The organism is Pseudoalteromonas sp. XMcav11-Q (genome assembly GCF_040104525.1).
Classification (GTDB): domain Bacteria; phylum Pseudomonadota; class Gammaproteobacteria; order Enterobacterales; family Alteromonadaceae; genus Pseudoalteromonas.
This window is the reverse complement of record NZ_JBECOX010000012.1, coordinates 31,102-53,178: the sequence shown is the minus strand read 5'-3', so window position 1 is coordinate 53,178 and position 22,077 is coordinate 31,102. Positions and strand designations below refer to the sequence as shown.

The 22,077-nt window shown below is 43.2% G+C and carries 14 protein-coding genes; all 14 read left to right on the top strand.

Annotation, left to right across the window (positions count from 1 at the left end; translation table 11 throughout):
* The first annotated feature begins 15 nt into the window (after window positions 1–15).
* The 14 genes from tssI to ABMY45_RS17870 all read left to right on the top strand — a co-directional run bounded on the left by tssI (window position 16) and on the right by ABMY45_RS17870 (window position 22,073).
* Window positions 16–2,055: a type VI secretion system tip protein TssI/VgrG gene (gene tssI / locus ABMY45_RS17935; protein WP_174168831.1), complete on the top strand. Its 2,040-nt coding sequence runs from the start codon at window positions 16–18 to the stop codon at window positions 2,053–2,055.
* 16 nt (window positions 2,056–2,071) lie between these two features.
* Window positions 2,072–2,494: a hypothetical protein gene (locus tag ABMY45_RS17930; protein ID WP_174168832.1), complete on the top strand. Its 423-nt coding sequence runs from the start codon at window positions 2,072–2,074 to the stop codon at window positions 2,492–2,494.
* A gap of 17 nt (window positions 2,495–2,511) precedes the next feature.
* Window positions 2,512–3,663: a hypothetical protein gene (locus tag ABMY45_RS17925; RefSeq protein ID WP_174168833.1), complete on the top strand. Its 1,152-nt coding sequence runs from the start codon at window positions 2,512–2,514 to the stop codon at window positions 3,661–3,663.
* Window positions 3,650–4,690 carry a DUF2169 domain-containing protein gene (locus ABMY45_RS17920; RefSeq protein WP_211200958.1) on the top strand — a complete coding sequence of 347 codons (1,041 nt, stop codon included), beginning with the start codon at window positions 3,650–3,652 and terminating at the stop codon, window positions 4,688–4,690. Before ABMY45_RS17925 ends, ABMY45_RS17920 begins: the two co-directional genes overlap by 14 nt.
* Entirely contained in the window at window positions 4,680–5,582 is a 903-nt protein-coding gene (locus tag ABMY45_RS17915) for a hypothetical protein (RefSeq protein WP_206473215.1), read from the top strand. The genes ABMY45_RS17920 and ABMY45_RS17915 overlap by 11 nt, the downstream gene beginning before the upstream one ends.
* Entirely contained in the window at window positions 5,579–6,601 is a 1,023-nt protein-coding gene (locus ABMY45_RS17910; RefSeq protein WP_349289294.1) for a DUF4150 domain-containing protein, read from the top strand. The genes ABMY45_RS17915 and ABMY45_RS17910 overlap by 4 nt, the downstream gene beginning before the upstream one ends.
* Window positions 6,598–10,407, top strand: coding sequence for a toxin VasX (locus ABMY45_RS17905; protein ID WP_174168836.1), 3,810 nt, complete (start codon window positions 6,598–6,600; stop codon window positions 10,405–10,407). Before ABMY45_RS17910 ends, ABMY45_RS17905 begins: the two co-directional genes overlap by 4 nt.
* Before the next feature lie 13 nt (window positions 10,408–10,420).
* Window positions 10,421–11,383, top strand: coding sequence for a hypothetical protein (locus ABMY45_RS17900; protein WP_174168837.1), 963 nt, complete (start codon window positions 10,421–10,423; stop codon window positions 11,381–11,383).
* Between the two features lie 49 nt (window positions 11,384–11,432).
* On the top strand, window positions 11,433–12,389 hold the full coding sequence (locus tag ABMY45_RS17895) for a hypothetical protein (protein ID WP_349289322.1): 957 nt from the start codon (window positions 11,433–11,435) through the stop codon (window positions 12,387–12,389).
* Between the two features lie 51 nt (window positions 12,390–12,440).
* Window positions 12,441–13,397: a hypothetical protein gene (locus ABMY45_RS17890; protein WP_349289293.1), complete on the top strand. Its 957-nt coding sequence runs from the start codon at window positions 12,441–12,443 to the stop codon at window positions 13,395–13,397.
* Window positions 13,398–13,533: 136 nt separating this feature from the next.
* The gene (locus ABMY45_RS17885) at window positions 13,534–16,248 is read left to right on the top strand and encodes a DUF5666 domain-containing protein (RefSeq protein WP_349289292.1); all 2,715 of its coding nucleotides are present in this window, start codon (window positions 13,534–13,536) and stop codon (window positions 16,246–16,248) included.
* 320 nt (window positions 16,249–16,568) lie between these two features.
* A complete protein-coding gene (locus ABMY45_RS17880; protein WP_349289291.1) occupies window positions 16,569–18,608 on the top strand; it encodes a bifunctional 2',3'-cyclic-nucleotide 2'-phosphodiesterase/3'-nucleotidase in 2,040 nt (679 codons plus the stop codon).
* Window positions 18,609–18,678: 70 nt separating this feature from the next.
* Window positions 18,679–20,871, top strand: a complete 2,193-nt coding sequence (locus ABMY45_RS17875) for a DUF6359 domain-containing protein (protein WP_349289290.1) — start codon at window positions 18,679–18,681, stop codon at window positions 20,869–20,871.
* Window positions 20,872–21,032: 161 nt separating this feature from the next.
* Window positions 21,033–22,073 (top strand): efflux RND transporter periplasmic adaptor subunit, encoded by a 1,041-nt coding sequence (locus tag ABMY45_RS17870; RefSeq protein WP_349289289.1) that lies wholly within the window; start codon window positions 21,033–21,035, stop codon window positions 22,071–22,073.
* Window positions 22,074–22,077: the final 4 nt, after the last annotated feature.

The following is a 22,077-nucleotide window of genomic DNA, read 5'->3' as shown; positions in this document are numbered from 1 at the left end:
AGTAAGGAGACAAAAATGGAAATGTTCGCATCACTTGCCGATAAACTACCTAAGGCAAACGAGAGTCACTTTGCAATCGAAATTGCGGGGTTGTCTGGGAGTTTATTTAAAGTATTGAGTTTTGAATCACAGAATGACAGCTTATGCAGCGACTACCGCTTCGATATTGAGGTGTTAAGTGAAGAGCTAATTGAGCCTGATCTAGTGATTGGTAAAGATGTTACATTTTCCATTACATGGGCTATGTCTGACAGAACGGTTTCGGGGATTATTACCGAATATATCTGCCATGGTCGCAGTCATCAAGGCTACGTGTATACCTTATCCTTTCAATCACTTTTGGTGTTGCTCAAGCATCAACGATCTAATCGCGTTTTTACCGACATGTCTGCGGATGCCATCGTTAAAAGTGTGTTAGACAAGGCTGGGTTCCCGTCAGGAAAATTGCAACTAAAGGCATCATCACCTTCCCTTGCTATGACAGTACAGTATGATGAAAGTGATTTTGACTTTGTAACGCGTCTAATGCGCCGCTACGGTTTTGTTTACGGCAGCACAGAGTCAACGGGTAGCCAAGCCAACCTATCGGTATTTGCCAGCAGCAGTGATTTTTCTTCAGAGATGGAAGAGATCACTTTGCCTTATGCGTCACCCACCGGACAGGTAAGACCGAGCGAGTCTGTCTTTGCCTTTTCTAAAAAAGCGAGTTTACTAAATAGCGGCTTTAGGCTGTATGACGAAGACTATGAAAAAGGCTGCGCACTGTCTGTAAATAGCAATAATCAAACAGAGGTTGGCGGCTTTGGTGAAGACAGTATATTCGCTGAAAACTTCATGACTGAAGGAGATGGCGATGCACTTACCAAAGTGCACCAGCAAAGTATTGATTGTCAGCGAAATCTTTTTGTAATCGATACTGACTGTCGAGCGCTTCGTCCAGGTGTCGCTTTAACCATAACCGATCACCCTAATTACAGCGGTCGTTACTTAGTGGTGTCTGTTGCTCATAAAGGCTGTCAAGGTGGCAGCGTTGAATATGGCTCCAAGGTAAAAGGCTTAACCTATAAAAACCAAGCGACGATCATCCCAATTGATGTGCAGTTTAAAGCGCCTGTGGTTAAGCGTAAAAAGGTCTTTGCATCGTTTAATGCCACGATTGAGCAAGAAGTGGATGACAAAGGGCGCTATAAAGTCAAGCTGCCATTTAACCAAGATGGTGAAGGGGAAGAGAGTAAACCGACTCGACTTATGCAGCACTATGGTGGACCTGGCGGGCACGGCATACACTTTCCTCTAAACAAAGGAACTGAGGTTATGGTGGCGGGCGAAAATGGTGACTTAGACAGGCCAGTTATTCTCGGTGCACTATTTAACGATGAAGCGCTAAGCCCGGTAACTGCAGAGAATGCCACTGAAAATAAATTGGTGACAAAGGCAGAAAACACCTTGTTGATGGATGACAAACAAGGCGAAGAGAAAATTCAATTGTTCACCAAATCGCAAGAAAATATACTCGAATTTAATGCCACTGAAGGTAGCGAATTTATCAAGCTTGAAACCAAAAAAGGTTACATCGATATTAAATCGAAAGAAGCGATGACGCTGCAATCACAAGCGAATATTGTGGCACAAGCCGACAAAGAAATAAGCATTCGCGCAGAAGATGCTGTTTATATCCAAAGTATTGAGTCCAATATTGAGATCAATGCCAAAGAGGCTATTCAACTCACCGCAGATACCGACATTAAAATTCAGTCTGCTGATAGCAATATTCAATTCGAAGCGCAGCAATCCATTAATCTAGAGGCCGCGCAAGACATCAGTTACTTCAGTGTTGACGGTAACGTCGAGCTTGCGGCGCAAAATGGTAACTTGACCATCAATGCCGATAGAAACATTTCTATCGTTGGCCAAGGTAGCGGCTCAATTCAGCTTTCTCAAGGCGGCGGTAAAATAGAAATTGATGCGGCAGGTAATATTACCATTGATGCGAACAACTTGAACTTAAGCGCCAGCAACATTTCAGTGTCTGGCTCTGCAATTAGCCATAACTAAGCAGGGAGCAAAGTCTATGAAAACCAATGTCGTACAATTTCCACCATCGTTGAGTAACATCGTATGGCGTGTATCTGCCATTGATAAATTAGGCAAAGTGTTACGAGTGAAGTGTGACGGATCTAATGTAGAAATGAAGGTTAAAGGTCAATTAGACAGTGTGACACGCGTAAGTATTGACGATGAAGTGTTGCTACATAGCGTGGCAATGCCTATCGTTATTGGTCGCTTAGCTGCACCGCAAGACTTTCCGGCGGCGTCGGTGACAAATAACAACGGCACCGTGGTGTTAAATGGCGAGCAAGAAGTCTGTGTCAAAACCAAAAATGGCAGCATTGCGATCAACGGCAATGGTGAGATACAGCTTGAAGGTAAACTGTTAAACGCCGATATTGAGCAAGATCTCAGCCTCCAAGGCTGGCCAATTCGATTAAATTAAGCTGATACGGTGTGACTATGTTTTTAGCTGCAACCAAATTGGCCGTTCACCGTCAGCAACTCAAGTCGCTTTGGCGTCATTATCAAAAGTTTAATGCACGCCAAGTAGTTGAGACTGGGCGTTTACATGCTCTTGAAAAACAACTATTAAATCATGTGTATACCTTAGCTGCGACGGACGAAGAACACTGGATAAATCGCTCCCAACTAGATTGTATCGCGCATGGGTCGATTGATGATGTATTTACGTTAACCCAAGAGATTGACTCACCTCAGCTGTTGTTACTTATTAACCATCTTTTTGGGACAAGAGCGCTTGAAGCCCAAGCTAGTGAAATCATCACGGCGATTAACAGCGAGCCTGCGCTTGCTGAGCTGCTCATTCATAACTTGTCAGCATGGCGCATTGATTTTGGTGATGCACTCAGACAGCGAATTTTATCAACAGATGAAAATTGGCCTACGAGCCTTATCTATTTAGCATTTAGTACGGCTAACTTGTCGCGCCACCAACTCATGGCCGCACTTGAACATAGCAACCCTGAAATTGCCTACACGGCATTGGTGAATATGTGGCTGTGTAATACAGAGCAACTTTCAGAGCACTTAGTGAAGCGGTTTGCGATGACCGATGATGCCGCGCTAAAAGCAAAACTATTGCAGCTGGCAGGTTTACTCGATGAGCCAAAATGGGATGAACCATGCTTACTTTATTGTCAGCATAATCCAAGCTACATTGCAGAAGTATTTCCGTACTTTTCTCATACCCGTTCGTTACAAAATCTAGTTAAGTTACTCGAAGCCCCCAGTACCGCTCGTCCGGCTTACGAGGCGTGGAAACAAATCACCGATCTCGACTTGCCTGAAGAATTCGCAATAAGTGATGCGCAAACTGGCATTAAATCTCAAAAATCGCAAAAATTACCCAGTTTTAAGCAAGCAGAATACGAACGCCAAGCCCTAATTACAGCAAATACCCAACATCAACTCGCAGGGCGTAAAGTCTCTGAGCCAGCGGCTTGGTTACAACAGGGATTGGCTGGCCTTGCTATACAGCGCAAGCTTTCCAAAATTTCCTCGCATGCACTTGGCGCTGCGCTTTTTTACATGCCGATGGCTTATCTTCAATGGCAATCAGTAAAGCAGGAGTTGAACCATGCTAGTGAATGAATCCGAGTGGCAAAGTAGCACGGTTGAGGCTTGGGATGAGGAAAAAGATCCCATCGTAGTCATCGCTGTGAAGCAAAACTTTGAATACGACGTAAATGGTAATGTGTATCCCGATCCAACTGGAGCGCCTGTTGTACTTGCTGATGACTTCGACGGTGAAGGGCTTGAAGCCTGCCTAACCGCCGTTAGCGAAGTTCAGCCCTATAAAACCGGTTTTGAAGTATACGGCGAATTGACCTGTTTTCCACCAACCGACAAGCAAGCGCGAGTGATTGAAGTTGGACTAAAACTCGGCTGTAACGACAGGGTATTTGTTGATAAATTACTTCGAGTTACTGGTGAGCGTGTGTGGAAGCGATCGCTATTCGGGCCCGTGGCGAGCGATCCACAAGTATTATCGTCCTGTGTATTAAATTATCAACTTGCCTATGGCGGCACAAGTCCGTCGGATGAAGAACAAGTTTCTACCCAAAATCCCCTCGGTCGTGGTTATAAGCTCAAAAATAAAGAAGCGAAAGGCCAGCCATTGCCACAAGTGGAGTATGCTAATCAGGTATTAAAAAAGCCGAGCCACGACACTGCGGTTGCAAGCTTTGCAGCGATCCCACCATTTTGGTCGCCAAGGGTGGATAAACTTCCTGAGGTTGACGAATCCCAAGCTTTAGCGGGCAAGTTCCCATTTAAAGCAGCAGTCCCTGCTGCGCATTATCAAGTCGCACCGCAAGACCAACAAACTTCAAACCCATTTAGTGATGGCTGGTGGATTGACATGATGGGCTTGACGCCAGATTTACCTTATGGACAAAGCCTAAAGCTAACGTTGCCCAGAATCGTACCTCGCTGTCGTTTGGTTAATGGCCCAGACGCCACGCCTATTGATATGCAGTGTGATACGCTGGTAATTGACTCGCAAACACAGCAGTTTTCATTAATATGGCGAGGAAGGGTAAAAAAGAGCCAAACAGGCAGTAACAGCGTGTTCTTAGTCGAAGTGGCACAAACGCAAGGAGTGGCACATGCAGTTTGAATTAATCGCGCTAGAAACCCCAGCCGGTAACCATCCTAGTGCTTTATATACCGCGGTCGCAAATAACATGCGCTTTTGCTCGCCAAGCAAAGCCATTGTTAGGTACGATATAAGCCTCGACGCGCCATACTTGCGCGCACAAATCGAAGAGATCTCGGTCACGTTACGTAAAGACCGCTGTTTAACCATTCTAGAATCTTTATTAAGCCAGACTAAGCAACGGCTTGATGGCAGTGCCAACGCGTGGGACGGCACCATTAATCTAATTACTGGCTACGCAAAATCAGAAGAGCCATATATCGAAGTGTCTGATGTTAGGACGCTTTGTGACCATATTGAGCTGAACGTTGATGATATTCAGTTGCATAAAACGCTTGATATTGATTCGCTCTCGCCAAATAGTCTCTATGTATTTGTAGATAGTTGCGTTGGTTATGATGAAGCGTCAAAACCAAACTGGGTAGGCAAGCTACAAGTTGTTGGCGGCCCTGAAGGTATTGTATTAAGTGAAGGCGGTTGCGTACTGCTTGGTACAAGCGCTAGTAAGACTTCATGCCAAACCAAAGCATATCAGGGCGGCTTAGGTGAGCTATTAAAAGAGCTGCACGCGGAGATAAACGAGCCTTATATTTCGACCCGCTTACTCAGTGAGCAGTGGCAAAGAGAATGGCTCAATGCCAGCCGCGCCTTGTACCAAGAGTATGACGCGTTAATAGAGCTAAACAACACTGCAAATACCATTGGGTATATTGGCGCTGGCCATAATGCAATGGGACTTGCGGTTGCCAGTAGTTATCTACATAACCCGTTAAATAGCCATATTGACAGAGTGTGGCTGATCACAGAGCAAGAAAAACCACAATTAATCTCAGTAACAAGGAGTGTGTTATGAGCTTTATCGCGGCAGTAAAAGGAAAAGAGCCAGATTCGATTCAGTACGATCAAGATGCCATGTCTGCGACGCTTCGAGTAGGCGGGAGTGTGTCGTGGCGACATAATAATCCTGCATTGTTAAAGCTTACTATCGCAGCGAAAAATAATGGCGCCATTGGCTGTGTAAATGGGATAGCCGTATTTCCTGACAAAGCCAGCGGTGAAAACGCATTTATAGATGAGATTGCGCGCGCTAAATATGGCGATATGATGCTGGGTGAAATGATAACCGAGTTTGCCAGTGACTATATTGTCCCACCGCCTAAGTGGAACGATGAAAAAAACGAGCCAATTCTACCTCATCAAGAGCCAGAGACTGGCATGGATATGCACATGCCCATTGACAACGCTCGGGCATTTTTAGATTTGGTTGAGCGCAAAATAGGATGGCAAGCTGGCACTGAGGAACAAATCGAAAAAGACACAGATAGCGAAGCACAGCAAGTCGGTATCGTGAGCGGCCAAAACGTATTAATTAATGGTCGCACCGCAGTTCATAAAGACAGTGGTGGCATGCTAAATACCATAGATGTGTGCTGGACTAAGATTGGTAAAGTTGTTGTGCCAATCCCTTATAGCAATCTCGCCAAATCAGGTGATGCAGCGAGCACCGCAAGCTCAGTAAAAATCAATGGCAATCCCGCAGCAAATATCAAAAGTAACTTTTCAAAAAGCACCGGTGATCAACCCGGTAAAAAGAAAGGCATTGCCAGTGGCACAATCAAAGGCAAAGCAGAGTTTATTACCAGCTCTTTTGATGTGTATATCGAAGGAAAACCCGCCGTGTGCCAAGGAGATCTTATGATCTCTAACAGTAAAAACACGCCACCTTCTCCCTTGAATCAACCGGGCGGTGCGACCCCTAGCTCACTGTCAGTGGCGAAAAGAGATGCAACCCCCGATAAATCAGGAAGTAAAAAGTTAAAAGTAAGCGTATCAGGTAAAGAGTATTACAAGGATGGAGTGAAACTAGGATGAGTGATTTTACAGTACCAGACTTAACGAATCTTGAAACTGCTCACAGAGAGCTGGTTTTTGAAGGGCTAGCAAACGACCAAGAGAAAGTGTCTTTGATGGTTGCTGATACTAACCCAGATCTTGGCACCTCGGGATACTACAAAATACCACTTGGTACTTCTTCGGCGAATGACACTGCACAAGATGCAGAAGTGGAGTTGGTCCATATTTATCCGTTGAGAATGGGGATAGACGGAGAAGATCAGCTAAGAGAAGGATTTATCTATATTTACGTTGACGGACACTTATGGCGAGAGCTGGAAGTACTTCCAAGGGAAAATGGTGAAGGTGTCGCGTTTAAAGATGTCAATTTAGCCTTTCAAAAGGGTCATAAAGTTATTCGTGTTGCTGAATATTCTTATAAAAAAGATAACTATGGCAAAGAGTGTAGTGTAGACAATACAGAATTAGCACTTGAGATGGTTGACAAAGGTGAGCGAAAAGCCACTACAGAAGAGCTCAGTACCATCATCGTCCCAAACAAGTTGTATGGTCAACAGTGTAGTGTTGAAATTGCTTATTCAGAAACGCAATGGAGCTGGAAGCAAATTGAAGCATTTGGCGGTATGGCTGAAACGGATCCGCGTTTAAATTATGGACCAAGTGTAAAGCCCGGTCTTAACGGAGACCAAGCGACCAACAGACGTGCCAACAGAATGCAAAAACTCGATAAACTGGCAAGTTTTAAGCAGGGTTACGATAATTCGACATTACCCGATCACCTAGTTTTACCTGTTCCAGATATGTCAGGTGTGTATGTACCGGTACTAGCCGACAGTATAGGGTTAGCCCGTGACACCAGTGCCAGAGTTGCGATATATCGCAAGGAGTTGTTAAGCCTTCCGGTAACGTCAATACAACAAGATCCTGAATTTAAATCAGAGTCAAACACAGAACGTTTTGAACCTAGTCCAAACCAATTGGCAAAGCATTCGTTAGCAACTGCAATTCAGAGCACTTTCTTTCACTATCCAAAAGGAATAGAAAAGAAGAAGGCGCTCGGAGTGGAAGTTGATGAAGACGCTGAGGATCTTGCACAGCAGTATCGGGAGTATATAGAAGATAGCTTCAGCACCACTGAATTTAGAAAATATCTTCACACTGACCGCGCCTTTGAACTCGGTCTGCAAATTAATCAATCAAAAGCGAAGCTCTTTGAGATTATGAGCGACGAGCAAAAAAACAATTCTTTTTATTACTCCATTGAAGACTATGCCTACTACGATGATATACGCCGGTGCTTACTATACGCAGTATGCTCCGATGTACTCGGCCCAATAAAGGACTTAACCATTACCCTGATCAGTCATTTTGCGGTGTCAGACGATGATTTCAAAAAGTTAGATGAATTGGATGCGAATGACGTAGGGCAAGAGTGTTGGCTAAAAGTGATGGGGACGCATCCGACTGAAAGGCTAAGATTAATTGAGCTGCTCTATCCTAAAAAGATAAAGGATGAGATGACAGCGTATGAGTGCCGTCTTAAAGGTTCAAACGACGAGTTTGACACGCGCTTTGATCTTACGCTTATGCAAGATAACTTGCAGCCCTTACATGACCAAGACGCATCATATACAGATGCGGTAATACAAGTACTTCGAAGAGCCTCACAGGCGATGTGGGGATTCTTGGTGATTGGTCTCGAGGTGCCAACTGGATTAAATGCAGCGCAAGGGCAGGATATTAAATCGGTATACGGAGACCGTAAAGCTAAAGCAGAAACGCTAGCGCTTGATACAAATGCACTAAAAGATGAAAAAGTGGCACTAGAGCGCTCTATTGAAGCTAAACAAGCGGAAATTAATGCTTACATTAAAGCGCGTAACCAAATTTTAAATGCGGCTGTTGCAGGAGGGATGAATCCTGACTCAGTAGTGGCACAGCTAGACTTACAAATAAAACGCCAAGAGCAAGCATTACGTGATATCAAAAAAACTGCCTCCAATGTGCAATACCAACTAACGAATGCAAAGAGAGAGCTTAGTGCATTGTCAAGCTCTATAGAGTATGCAAAATCAGCTAGATTTGAAAACAGTGTCAGAGGGGATCTCTTTGGTCGATTTAAGCAATTAGTAGATGTTTCGACAAATGGTTTGATAAAAGAGATCAACCTATCAATTGCAGACTATTTAGATGGCAATTTACCTGAGGGATTTTTACCTCTGGATTTTCAGTCAAAAGCTGAACGAGCATCTAAGCGCCTCAGTGAGCTGGAAAAAGCGGCAGAGGCGTTTGCTGATAGTCATCAGAAGACCCCTGTAGCACACCCTTATGTCAGAACTGAGTTAGGTGGAGGACAGGTTGTTCAGCAACAGTTAGATCATATTTTGTCTCTGGATGGTACCTTGGGTGAAATTGAAAAAACACTGGAGCGACAAAAAATAAAAGCCGAATTTGCACAAAAACGCTTACAGCAAAAAGTATTGGTGTTGGATGCGAGTAGGATTGAAAAACTTGATTTCCAAGTTGAAGAAATGATAAGTGAGTTTTCGGAACTTGACAGTAAGATTGATGGAAAAAACTGGGAACTGGATAGTATTAAAAAAGAAGTGGATGCTTTGGAGAGACTATCAAAATTTAAAGTTCCCCCAAAAGTGTTTGAAACTATGCTACATGGCACTTTAGGGACTGTTGCAGTACTTGAAGTGTATAACTGTTTTAGCACGCTAGTTAAGGTTGAGGCTAGTGGGTTATCAAAAGCATCAGCAGTGTTAGATCTTGCCGATATAATTTTTAATATTGGCTTAAATATTGTGGAAAAAAAACATGGTCTGCCAACGGCACTTCAAATTAACTCAATTACCAGTCAAAAGGCTGCTGGGGTGGGTGCGAAAATAGTTTCTCGCGCTTGGTTAGTTGTCGCGGGTACCTTTCTTACCTTAATTGCAAGCTCAGTAAGTGCATATGTCGCTTTTACTGATGCACTATCAGAAAAGGAAAGCGGTGATAAAGAACTATATTTTGCCAATGTCACGTTAATGATGGGTTTTATTTCACTTGCAGCGTCTTCTTCTATAATTCTAGCCTCCTTTTTAACTCTCGGCATGGCTGCGAGTACAATTGCAACTCTTGGAGCGATCGCGAGTGTATTAGGGTTATTGGGTCTACTAATAATTTTAATCGGTGCTGGTTTACTGCTTATTTTTCATGAATCTGAAATTGAGGCTTGGCTAAATGCCTGTCCTTGGAGTAAAAAGCGCCAACAAAAATATAAAGACGATAGCAATAAGTCTTCTGCTGTAAGGGCATCAACATGGCAACAAAAAATGGAAAATGCGTTAACCGATTTTTATAGTATGTTGTACTCGCCTGCGATAAATATTCAAAGATTTTTAAGTGTGTTTAAGGTGCAGGTAAGCGCGCCACTAACCAATGAATTAGAAGGCTTTTCTGCTCGTTTCTATTGGTCAAAAGAAGGTGATGATAAAATACAGGAGATAAATCATCATCAGTTGGCCAAGCTTAGCAGTGGTTGGAAGCTATATCCTAATCGAACCGGTTATTACTTCGAGTTCACTGAAGGTAAGCTCTGTGAACTGTTAAACCTAGAAGTTGGTAGCTCTATTGAGTTGATCATAGAAGTAGAAAGTTATCCCAATGGCAAAGGTAAAAAAGTGATCGAGAGCGCTACTGAGTTGTACTCCTTGCCAACGGTGGTGACCAAAAAAGACGATGGTTATTTGATTACGAAAGGGGTTAGATACATCAAAGAACTATCCAGATTAAATCAAAAGTTCAGATTTCCTGAAAGGCCGCCAATAAGATAGAAGGAACCGAAGAATGAAAAAGATTGAAGATATGACTCAGGAAGAGTTAGATAGCTATTTGGCAAATAAAGCAAAGGAGAGAGAGCGATATTACCGAGAGGAAGCAACTGAAGAAGAAAAAGAAAGGAAAGCACAAAGAGATGCATACTTGGCTAGAGAGACAAGTTATCGTCGTAGTGGTATTTTTTATGAAGAACAAACAAAAGACCATCTCCATAACCTAAGCTATAAGGAACGACTTGCCAAGGCGGAAGAATTAAACGGTTGTAAGTTTAAAGACGCAAAACCCTGTAAAGACGCATTTGCGCCGAGAGACGATTTTGATGGCCCTAAACGCCTCTTTGGTGCTTGGAATTGTGACGGTGAAAAAGTTGCGGTAATTCGTCACCCAAGCCTAATACTTTTTAGAATGGTAATCACCATATTGTCCGCAATTGCTGGGTTTATGTTGATTGTACTGACACTGGTTGATGTATTTCCAGTAGACTATTTATACTTGAGTTTGGCTGGTCTTTTCATCACGCCTTTCTTGTTGTTTAAATTTTCTGACGCTTTACGGTTTCTTGATAACATTGAGTTTAATCGTCATACCGGGTTGGTGAGAACACCTTACACCCTGTTTAGAAAACCATTTTATATCCCAATAGAAGACCTTGAATATGTGGTGGGCGTTGAGGTGAAAAGCGCAAGAGGTGGCGGCTCGTTCCAAACGGGTTATCTAAGTTGCAGAAAATATCCTGAAAAGTTTTGGTTTGGTCACGCGATTGGACTTGGTGATGGTGGAAACCTAAACGATTGGGCTCAGATAAATCGGTTTATGGACACTACCCAACCGATAGATAGGTACTACTACGAAATTATGGAGTATCACTATAAGCTCGATAAGAACGCTCATTTTAACGGCCCATTTCCAGAGGTGATGAAAAAGTACTTTGATGCCGATGACGGCCAAGTAAACCGCTGGAAAGTGTGGTAGAGGGTTCGTATTACAAGTGCTTTAAGTAGTTAATCAAAAGGAGTTAATGGTGAAAGAGATAAAGGACATGACTCAGGAAGAGCGGAATATTTATTTAATTGAGAGGGCTAAAGAAAGAAACAGAAAGTACCGTGAAGAAGCTACCGAAGAAGAAAAAGAAGACTTCGCAAAAATTGATGTGTATATAGATAGAGAAACAGGTTATCGCCGAAGTGGTGTTTTTTATGAAGAACTACCAAAAGACTACCTCCATAACTTAAGCTATAAGGAACGCTTAGCCAAGGCTGAAGAACTAAACGGCTGTAAGTTTAAAGAAGCAAAACCCTGTAAAGACGCATTTGCACCGAGAGACGACTTTAGTGGCGTAAGTTACCCTAGCCAATGCGATGGTCGGGTTGTTTCCGTACCGCGCTCACCGGGATTATGGTCTATTAGGCTGCATGGGTTGGTATTAGGCCCTATTATTGGGATTTGTCTGTTAGGGGTAAGTATGACAGACGACAGTATGCCAGCTTGGCATTCATGGTTGGGGCTGTTTTTACTGACTGCATTCCCTTTAATAATGTACAAAATAGGGAATGCAATTCGTATTGTGGATGCAATCGAGTTTAACCGGCATACCGGATTGGTAAGAACGCCGTACACCTTATTCAGAAAGCCATTTTATATCCCCATAGAAGACCTAGAGTATGTTGTTGGTCCAGAAGTAAAAAATATGCGAGGCAGCGCATCGATGCAAACGGGTTACTTAAGTTGTAGAAAATACCCCGAGCACTATTGGTTTGGAAATCGTATAGGTATTGCAGGAGGTGGCGATGCTCACGATTGGTCACAAATGAATAGGTTTATGGATATTACTCAACCAATTGACGAGTACTATCACAGTGCTATGGAGTATACGTTTAAAAAGAATAGAAATGCTCACGGTAACGGCCCATTTCCAGAGGTAATGAAAAAGTACTTTGATGCCGACGACTGCCAAGTAAATCGCATGGAAGTGTGGTAGGGCGTTAATCATTACAAGTGCTTTCTAGTGGTTGGCTAAAAGGAATTGGTGATGAAAAAGATTGAAGAGATGACTCAAGAAGAACTTGAAGAAATCATCAAAGAAGGCGACAAAAGAAGAGAGAGATATTATCAAGAAGAAGCTAGTGAAGCTGAGAAAAAAGAATTGGAGGAAATGCAAAGGTACTCAGAACGAAGGTTAAAATATATTAGAGAGGGAAATTTTTATGATGCGTTATCAAAAGACTACCTCCATAACTTAAGCTATAAGGAACGCTTAGCCAAGGCTGAAGAACTAAACGGCTGTAAGTTTAAAGAAGCAAAACCCTGCAAAGACAGATTTGCGCCGAGAGACGACTTTAGTGGTGTAAGTTACCCTAGCCAATGCGATGGTCGGGTTGTTTCCGTACCGCGCTCACCGGGATTATGGTCTATTAGGCTGCATGGGTTGGTATTAGGCCCTATTATTGGGATTTGTCTGTTAGGGGTAAGTATGACAGACGACAGTATGCCAGCTTGGCATTCATGGTTGGGGCTGTTTTTACTGACTGCATTCCCTTTAATAATGTACAAAATAGGGAATGCAATTCGTATTGTGGATGCAATCGAGTTTAACCGGCATACCGGATTGGTAAGAACGCCGTACACCTTATTCAGAAAGCCATTTTATATCCCCATAGAAGACCTAGAGTATGTTGTTGGTCCAGAAGTAAAAAATATGCGAGGCAGCGCATCGATGCAAACGGGTTACTTAAGTTGTAGAAAATACCCCGAGCACTATTGGTTTGGAAATCGTATAGGTATTGCAGGAGGTGGCGATGCTCACGATTGGTCACAAATGAATAGGTTTATGGATATTACTCAACCAATTGACGAGTACTATCACAGTGCTATGGAGTATACGTTTAAAAAGAATAAGAATGCTCACGGCAATGGCCCATTTCCCGAGGTGATGAAAAAGTACTTTGATGCCGATGACTGCCAAGTAAATCGCATGGAAGTGTGGTAACGACGAAAAGTCAAAGTAGGTACAAGCAAGGCGTTAGTAAAGCGCGCATTCATTTTCGGCCGTCTAGAGTGCATGTTAAGTTTTTGTGGCTAGCAGCTGCATGTACTAAATGAGCCAAAATTTAGGAGATTATATAATGGATAAAAAATGGTTGTTACCATCGTTATTGGCATCGAGTAGCCTTTTGGTTGCTTGTGGGGGCGGAAGTGGAAGTGATACCGATCCGCAACCTGGTGATAACACAGGAACTAAAGGTTCAATAAAAGTCATTGTACAAGGCTTACCTGCTGGTGCAGATGCGGGCTTAACGCTCACAGGCCCTTCTAGCTATAGCGAAGACATTACAAGCACGACTACTCTAAATGCCTTAGCAAACGGGGAGTATAAATTAACGGCTACTTCTCGTTCTGTGGATCAAGCACTCTATCAGCCAAATGAAAACTCGGTTACTGTCGATTTGAGTGGTAATGAAGAAGAAACAATCACCATTACCTACCGTACATCAGTAAGTGCACAGGGAACGGTAACTGGGTTTGGCAGTGTATACGTAAACGGTGTGCGTTATGAGACGACGCCAGATCAACAAGCAAATCTTAAAGTGGGCATGCTGATAAATCTGCAAGGTAAGCAAGGCGCAGATGGCAATTTTGCAGTAGCTGACTCTATTATCTATGACGCAACTGCTAAAGGTGTGGTGACGGCAGTCGACTACGCCAAACAAACAATCACTGTGTTGGGTCAAGAATTTAGTGTTGATAAACGTACGAAATTAGAGGTAGCTTTCACAGAAATAACGACAGGTGATTTCGTAGAGATCAGTGCGTTGCGTCAAGGGCAGGGTCAGTATGTTGCTACCCGCATTGATGTGGAAGAGCAAAATGGCGAATTTGAAATTGAAGGTAAGGTTGCTGAGCTAGATCTTGATGCGAAAACATTCAAATTAGGCATGTTGACTATAGACTATAACCAAGCAACAGAAGTTGAAGGGACGCTTGAAAACAATGCAATAGTGGAGGTGGAAGCATCAAGTTTACCTATTGACGGTGTATTACTTGCAGACAGTGTAGAGGTTGATAGCAACGAGCCAGTATCAACAGGTGCGGTCGCCAAATTTGAAGGTATTGTAACTCAAGTCAGTGACGACACCTTCGCAATCGGCGGGCACAGCTTCACATTAAATGACGACACTGATTTCAAAAAAGGGGATGATGATGACCTGCAAATCGGTATGCGCGTATTTGTGCTTGCAGTTGCAACCGAAGAAGGTTTAATCGCAAAAAAAGTACGCTTTGATAAGCACTCTGAAATCGAATTAACTGGCGTAGTAGAAGATATTGACCTTGAAGCACAGACACTAACAGTATTTGGTAGCACCTATTTTGTGGATAGCTATACCCAGTTTGAAGATGACTCGGATGCAGAAGACATCGAACTTAAACTTGAGAAGCTTAGTGTAGGTGATGTCGTAGAAATTGAGGCATTTGGTTTTGAAGGTGCCTACGTTGTGAGAGATTTAGAGCGTATCTCTGCAAGCGATTTTGACGACCAGCAAGAACATGAGGTTGAGGGAAAAATCACGGCTGTTAATGCTGGCGAGCAAACAATCACAGTAGGCAAACTTGTCTTTGCCATCAATGGTGCGACAGAGCTGGAACTTGAAGATGATGTAAACCTCACGACATTTTTTGAACAAGTGGCAGCAGGTGATATCGCGGAAGTTGATTATGTGATCCAAGGAGACTCATTGATCGCAACTAAAGTTGAAGTTGATGACAAAGACGATGACTTCGATGACCGTAGATTTGAGCTAGAAGGTAAAGTGGTTAGTTTTAATCCGGTCGACGCAACTTTTAGTGTTGATGGTAAGACAGTATTTTTTGATGGAAATACTGAGTTTAAAAACGGCTTATTTGTGATTGGCGATGAAGTTGAAGTTACCGCTATTCAGCGTGTTGATGGTTCAATCTTGGCACTCAAAATTGAAATCGAGTCTGATGATGGTATTGAACTTGAAGTCGAAGGCAAAATCACAAACTTTGTCTCAGCGTCTGAGTTCATGGTGAATGGTGTCTCTATTGCAACTGATGGCAACACGGAATTTAAAGATGGCAGTAGCAGTAACCTTGGAAACGGTGTAACGGTTGAAGTAGAAGGCGTGTTAACTGACGACAATGTATTGTTGGCTAAAAAGGTCGAGTTTGAGGAAGATGACGTTGATGAAGTCGAAATTGCAGGCTTAATTGAGGACCTAGTCAAAAACTCTGCGTTTGATTACGAGTTCAACCTTGGTGCGCAGCGCGTTCAAATTACGGCAGATACAAAGCTTAAGAATGGTAATTTTGAAAAGTTTTCAAATGGCTTGGCAGTTGAGGTTGAAGGTTACACAACCGACGGTGTCACTGTTATTGCTAAAGAGCTCAAATTTGAAGCCGTAAAATATGTGGAGGTTGAAGGTCCAATCACACAAGTTGAGACAGATGAGGCGTTTTACGTCCTTGGCCAAAAAGTCAAAGTATCTGAGCAAACTCAGTTTAAAGGTGGCAGTCAATCTGATATTGCAACAGGCAAAAACGTTGAAGTTGAAGGCTATTTAGTAACTAAAAATGGTGAAACTTATATTCAAGCTGAAAAGGTAGAGTTCGAAGACTACGCCTATTTTGAGCTCGAAGGTAAAGTTGCAAACTTGTCTGGCGACCAATTTACATTATTTGGAATGACGGTTCATGTAACCAATGACACCGTATTCAAAGATGGCCAAAAAAGTGACCTTAGCAATGATGTTAAGGTTGAAGTTACCGCTCAAATGGTCGAAGGCACGATCATCGCGCTAGAAGTCGATTTTGAAGATTAACTATTGGTAAATGTAAAAGTCACAATTAAAGCCTCCAATGTGGAGGCTTTAATTGTGTATATTTCACTTTAAAATTAATTCACTCCTCCTGACTTAGTAACGTCATATTTATCCCACTGAACTGCCATAAAAGCTTAGCTTTCCTGACTTTTTTCCCTCGTATAGTGACACCCGCCACGCAAAACGCAACGGTTTATACTGACTCGCTGTGCTTCTAGGTTCAGCTTCTATGAAGTGGAGTAAGAAGAGACGTGACTTGGTATTGCTGAAATAACTAAAAGCATGCACACGGGTATGCAAACAAAGTAAAGAAAGGACTTATGAAAACAAAACTACTTCCAATCGCACTATTGTGCGGTGCCACAAGCATTATTACTGGTTGCTCAGATTCAGATAACAATGTTGATATAAACGTGCCGAAAGGACCTGATATTCCAAAAGAGGGCACTGCGGTGTCTTTGCGTTTACTAGAAACCACAGATTTGCATGCAAATGTATTGAACTACAACTACTTTTCAGACAAGCAAGACGACAAAGTGGGTCTAGTGAAAACCGCGGCGTTAATCCATCAAGCGAGAAGCAAAGTTAAAAATTCCATGCTAGTAGATAACGGCGACTTGATCCAAGGTAGTCCGCTTGGCGACTATATGGCGAAAATCAAAAACCTCAAAGAGGGAGAAGTTCACCCGGTTTATAAGGCCATGAACACACTAGAGTACGATGTCGCAAATATTGGTAATCATGAGTTTAACTTTGGCTTGGCGTTTTTAGACGAAGCAATCGACGATGCGAATTTTCCCTACGTCAGTGCAAACGTATTTAAGGTTGATGGCGACGAAGATGAAACAAATGATGTGCCGTTATTTAAGCCTTACCTAATTCAAGAAAAGCAATTCTTTGACGAGAATGACAAACTTCAGGTGATTAAAGTCGGCTTTATCGGGTTTGTTCCACCGCAAATCATGCAATGGGATAAGGCCAATCTTGAAGGCAAAGTGATAGCCAAAGACATCGTAAAAATGGCAAAACACTATGTACCTAAAATGAAAGCTGAAGGCGCGGATATTGTCGTTGCTATTCCGCACTCAGGTCTTGATGTATCTGCCGATAAGCCAATGGCTGAAAACGCATCTTATGCCTTATCTAAGGTGGATGATATAGACGCCATTATGTTTGGTCATGCGCATGCAAACTTCCCAGGTTCGGGCTATGCAGACTTAGCGGCACATGGTGTTGATAACGATAAAGGCACAATCAATGGCGTTGCGGCTGTAATGCCTGGTTTTTGGGGAAATCACCTTGGTGTAATTGACTTAGATATCCAGTTTAAGTCAGGTAAATGGACGGTGGTTGACTCACAGTCAACGCTTAAACCAATCTATGAAACGGATGAAAATCGAAACACGATATCATTGGTTGAAAGCGATGCAGCAATTGAAGCGGTAGTGCATAGTGAGCATGCTGAAACGCGCGCATGGGTGAATGAGCCTTTTGCTAAAATCACCAACACTGTGAACAGCTATTTTGCGTTAGTGAATGACGACCCCTCAATCCAAATCGTGACTGACGCACAAGCATGGTATACAGCAAAAATAGTGCAAGGTACCGAGCTTGATGGATTACCTATTCTGTCTGCGGGTGCACCCTTTAGAGCTGGGCGTGGCGGGCCAGATGACTTTACCGCAATTCCTGCAGGTGATATCGCCTATCGTAACGTTGCAGATATGTACATTTATCCTAACGTACTTAAGGTGTTGAAGCTCAAGGGCAGCGAAGTGCGCGAATGGCTTGAAATGTCTGCAGGCCAGTTCAATCAAATCACACCGAATACTGAAGGCGTTCAAGCGCTGATCAATCCAGACTTTCCTTCATATAACTATGATGTGCTAGATGGTGTGACGTATCAAATTGATGTCACTGAGCCTGCACGCTACGCGGCAAACGGTGAAAAGGTGTCAAACGGTAACCGCATTAAGGCATTGAAGTATCAAGGTGAGTTGGTGAAGGACGACCAAGTATTCTTGGTTGCAACGAATAACTATCGTGCATCTGGTGGCGGTAATTTCCCAAATATTAAGGGAGATAAAATCGTTGTCGACTCGCCAAATGAGAACCGTCAGGTCGTTGCTGACTATATTACTTTTGTTAGCGACCAAAATGGTGCCGCAGGACTTGATCCATCGGCAGATATGAACTGGTCATTTGCACCTGTAGTTGGCGCTAATATTGAGTTCTTTAGTTCAACTAGTGCGGATGCTGAAACCTACAGTCAGCAATTTAATCATATTCTACCTACTGGCAAAACAGACGAACGAGGTTTTGCACTTTATCAGCTGGATTTAACACAACCGCTGAACTAATACACTATGCCGCCATATTTTGGCGGCTTTTTTGTTGCTTCTTTTTATAATTTTCAACGGGATTTGACGAATGAAACAAGTAAACTTCAAGCTTAGCAGCGTAGTTTTGGCTGCGGCTATATCCACATCTGTGTTTGCGGCACAGCCGTATGACTGGAATAACCATATTCCAGTTAAAACACCAACCACAAACAGCAATGGTAAGACAGTATTATTTGATGTGTCACACGGTGGCGTGGAGGGAAATGCCGATTGGGTTATTGACGGTGCGTTTTCAGACTTTGCGGATGCATTGGTTAATGAAGGATATACCGTAAAAGAATATCGCGGTGTTGATTTAAACAATGACGGCAAGATTAGATTCTTTGACGACCGTACCTCTCAAAGCAATCAAAATGAAGCGGTTATCAGCTACGATGCGATTAAAGATGCAGATGTCTTTGTATTGGCAGAAACTAACCGTCCTTTCACTCAATCAGAGCAAGCAGCGTTATTGCAGTTTGTAGCGGATGGAAAAGGGATATTTTTTATCGCAGATCATTATGACGCGGATCGTAATCTAAATACGTGGGATGCCACTGAAGTCTTTAACGGCTACAACCGCTCAGATCTGGCCAAGTATAATCTAGGTGGTGAGTACGGTGACTGGCGTAATCCAAAATCAGCAGACATGGGATGGCTTGCAGAAAATTTTGGGATCCGCTTTCGCTTTAATGCCGCTGACTACAAGCAAGGCGTAAGTGGTATTGAGTCTGCGAGCAAAACAGAAGGGATCACACTCGGAGTTACTCCTGTATTGATGGCCGCGGGCGCGACGCTTGCGATTGTAGATGAACAAAAAGCGAAGGGCTTGGTTTATTTTTCACCTTCAGATACACCAGCTAAGTGGCGTCATGCTAAAGATGATGGGCTTTACTTTGGTGGTAGAAATGAAGGCCCGTATGTCGCTATCTCAAAAGCCGGATTAGGTAAAGCTGCGTTTATTGGTGATTCTTCTCCAATTGAAGACGCTACACCTAAATACAAGCGTCAGGATAATGGCAATAGTAAAAAGACGTACCCCGGCTGGACGGACAGAGGTAATGCAGCTGTACTTTCGGTCAACATCATCAATTGGCTAGCAACGCCCGAGTCGTATCAGTACTTTGATGGTACTAACGGTCATGCAAGCGGCGAAGTAACACCTGTGCCAATGGCGCTGCAAGAAATGTCTGATCCAAACAATGGTCAGCCATGGGGGACGCCTGCATCGGGTTTTGATGCGTGGAATACAGATAGCTATAAAAATAACTCTTTCAATGCGCCTTATGGTTCAGGGCAAACCAATCCAGATCCTAATCCCGATCCAGAGCCAACTCCTGATGGCACGATTTCTGTAGCACAGGCACTTGCTGCTTCAGCTGGGTCTAAATTTGCAGTGTTAGGTAAAGTGACAGCCGAAGTAAACGGTATCTATGGCCTATTACTCACAGATACTGCCAACGCATCGCTAAGTATCAACGTAAAGCTTGAATCTGCTCAGCGCAGTGACTTTAACCCGCAACTCAATCCAGAGATCCTTGGTCAATCAGTTATAGTGACTGGTACTCGAGACAGCTATATGGGTGAGGCTGGTATTCGTTATGTAAGCGATATTCAGATTGCACCAGTGGCATTGTCGGTTGAGCAGGCGCTTGCAACCGCCGAGGGCAATGAAATTGAGCTTGTTGGGCGTGTTAAATCTGCACTTAATGATATCTATGCTTTAGTACTTGAGGACAGCCAAAATCCTACTCATACGATAAATGTTAAACTTGAAAGTCACCAGCGTGCTGCATTTAGTCCGCAGCTTAATCCATCCATTCTTGATTCTACTTTAGTTATCAAAGGTGTTCGCTCATCGTATATGAGTGCACCGGGGATACGAGAAGTCAGTGAAATACAAACCGTTGGTACAACGACAGAGCCATCTAGTGATATGAGTGTTGCTGACGTATTAGCGCTAAATAATGGCTCAGCAGTGGTAGTCAGTGGCAAAATCACAGCTGCTGTAAACGATATCTATGCGCTTGAATTAAGCGACGCAACTGTCGTTGGCAACAAGCTATATATTAAGTTGGAAGCAGCTCAGCGTGATGCATTTAGTCCCAAGCTTAACCCGAGTTTGATTGGTAAATCACTGAGAGTTGAAGGAATTAAAAATGATTATATGAGTCATCCTGATTCCAAGCGTCATTTCTGTATGTTCTTTGTTCATTCATTATTTCACAAACTACACTTTTGAGGTCATTCATCCTGTTTAGATAGTAATGATTTTTATTTGTGTTAGTGTGTCGCGTTATAGTGATATAAACTCGCCAGCTGCAATGCTCAGTCGAGATCAGTAGGTACTTTTGCCAAGTGCTTACGAAAAGGAATAGTGCTTTTAACTTTGGAACAAACTACATGAAATGCGTTTGCTTAATATTCTCTCTTTTATCCTTTAACCTTTATGCTGCAGCGGTCAACGTTGTGGTCACTGATGTAAAGCAACAACAGCTTGAACGAACACTGTCTTTAACGGGCTCAATTAGTGCAGCACAACACGCACAAGTGTCAAGTTTAACCGATGGTGTAATCACTAAGGTCTCAGCTGAAGCCGGAGATATTGTTGAAGAAAATGCTGTACTGCTGAGTCTCGATGCCGCTTTAGTAAAAGCTGAGCTGAAAAGCGTAGAAGCAGCACTTGAGCGTGCCAAGGTCGATCGCAACAATGCGATAAGGTTGGTAAAAGAAGCACAGTCTCTGTCGCAGCAAAAATTATTTGCGCAAACTGAGCTTGCTGACAGACAGGCTAAGTTACAAGCATCAGAAGCCTCTCTTTTAGAAGCACAAGCTAAGATAGCTTATCAGCGAGAGCTCGTTAACCGCCATCAATTAAAAGCGCCTTTTACGGGGGTGATAGCAAGGCGCACGGTTAATTTAGGTGAGTGGGTGACGCGCGGACAAACGGTGTTTGAGCTAGTAAGTAGCGATATTCTGTGGCTCGATTTGCAAGTGCCACAAGAGTACTTTCAGCTTATTAACCTTGGCCGCGTCGTTAATTTTAGTGTTGCAAGCGCGCCAAGCGTGCAGCATCAAGCTCATGTATTGGCAAAACTTCCTGTCGTTGACAAAACCAGTCGCTCGTTTCTATTAAGATTGGCAATCCCAACAGATGCGCAGTTGCGTGTCGGCGCATCGGCTACGGCAAAACTGCCGCTAATTCGAGCACAAGACCACAGCGTGATTATTCCTAGCGATGCGATTTTGCGTCATCCCGACGGTGGGTTCAGTGTCTTTGTGGCCGTTGACGGTCAAGCAAAGCGGTTAAACGTTCAAATTGGTGAGCGAATTAATGGTCATATTGAAGTTTTATCAGGCTTAGAGATAGGGCAACAAGTGGTGGTTGAAGGCAATGAGTTATTGCAAGAAGGCCAAGCATTAAACATTGTACCGGGTTTATAGGAGC

What these genes read in the sequence shown, in the direction of transcription:
- tssI (WP_174168831.1), top strand. Translation starts at nt 16, where the DNA reads ATGGAAATGTTCGCATCACTTGCCGATAAACTACCTAAGGCAAACGAG.
- ABMY45_RS17875 (WP_349289290.1), top strand. Translation starts at nt 18,679, where the DNA reads ATGAAACAAGTAAACTTCAAGCTTAGCAGCGTAGTTTTGGCTGCGGCT.
- ABMY45_RS17900 (WP_174168837.1), top strand. Translation starts at nt 10,421, where the DNA reads ATGAAAAAGATTGAAGATATGACTCAGGAAGAGTTAGATAGCTATTTG.
- ABMY45_RS17890 (WP_349289293.1), top strand. Translation starts at nt 12,441, where the DNA reads ATGAAAAAGATTGAAGAGATGACTCAAGAAGAACTTGAAGAAATCATC.
- ABMY45_RS17910 (WP_349289294.1), top strand. Translation starts at nt 5,579, where the DNA reads ATGAGCTTTATCGCGGCAGTAAAAGGAAAAGAGCCAGATTCGATTCAG.
- ABMY45_RS17880 (WP_349289291.1), top strand. Translation starts at nt 16,569, where the DNA reads ATGAAAACAAAACTACTTCCAATCGCACTATTGTGCGGTGCCACAAGC.
- ABMY45_RS17930 (WP_174168832.1), top strand. Translation starts at nt 2,072, where the DNA reads ATGAAAACCAATGTCGTACAATTTCCACCATCGTTGAGTAACATCGTA.
- ABMY45_RS17915 (WP_206473215.1), top strand. Translation starts at nt 4,680, where the DNA reads ATGCAGTTTGAATTAATCGCGCTAGAAACCCCAGCCGGTAACCATCCT.
- ABMY45_RS17885 (WP_349289292.1), top strand. Translation starts at nt 13,534, where the DNA reads ATGGATAAAAAATGGTTGTTACCATCGTTATTGGCATCGAGTAGCCTT.
- ABMY45_RS17905 (WP_174168836.1), top strand. Translation starts at nt 6,598, where the DNA reads ATGAGTGATTTTACAGTACCAGACTTAACGAATCTTGAAACTGCTCAC.
- ABMY45_RS17920 (WP_211200958.1), top strand. Translation starts at nt 3,650, where the DNA reads ATGCTAGTGAATGAATCCGAGTGGCAAAGTAGCACGGTTGAGGCTTGG.
- ABMY45_RS17870 (WP_349289289.1), top strand. Translation starts at nt 21,033, where the DNA reads ATGAAATGCGTTTGCTTAATATTCTCTCTTTTATCCTTTAACCTTTAT.
- ABMY45_RS17925 (WP_174168833.1), top strand. Translation starts at nt 2,512, where the DNA reads ATGTTTTTAGCTGCAACCAAATTGGCCGTTCACCGTCAGCAACTCAAG.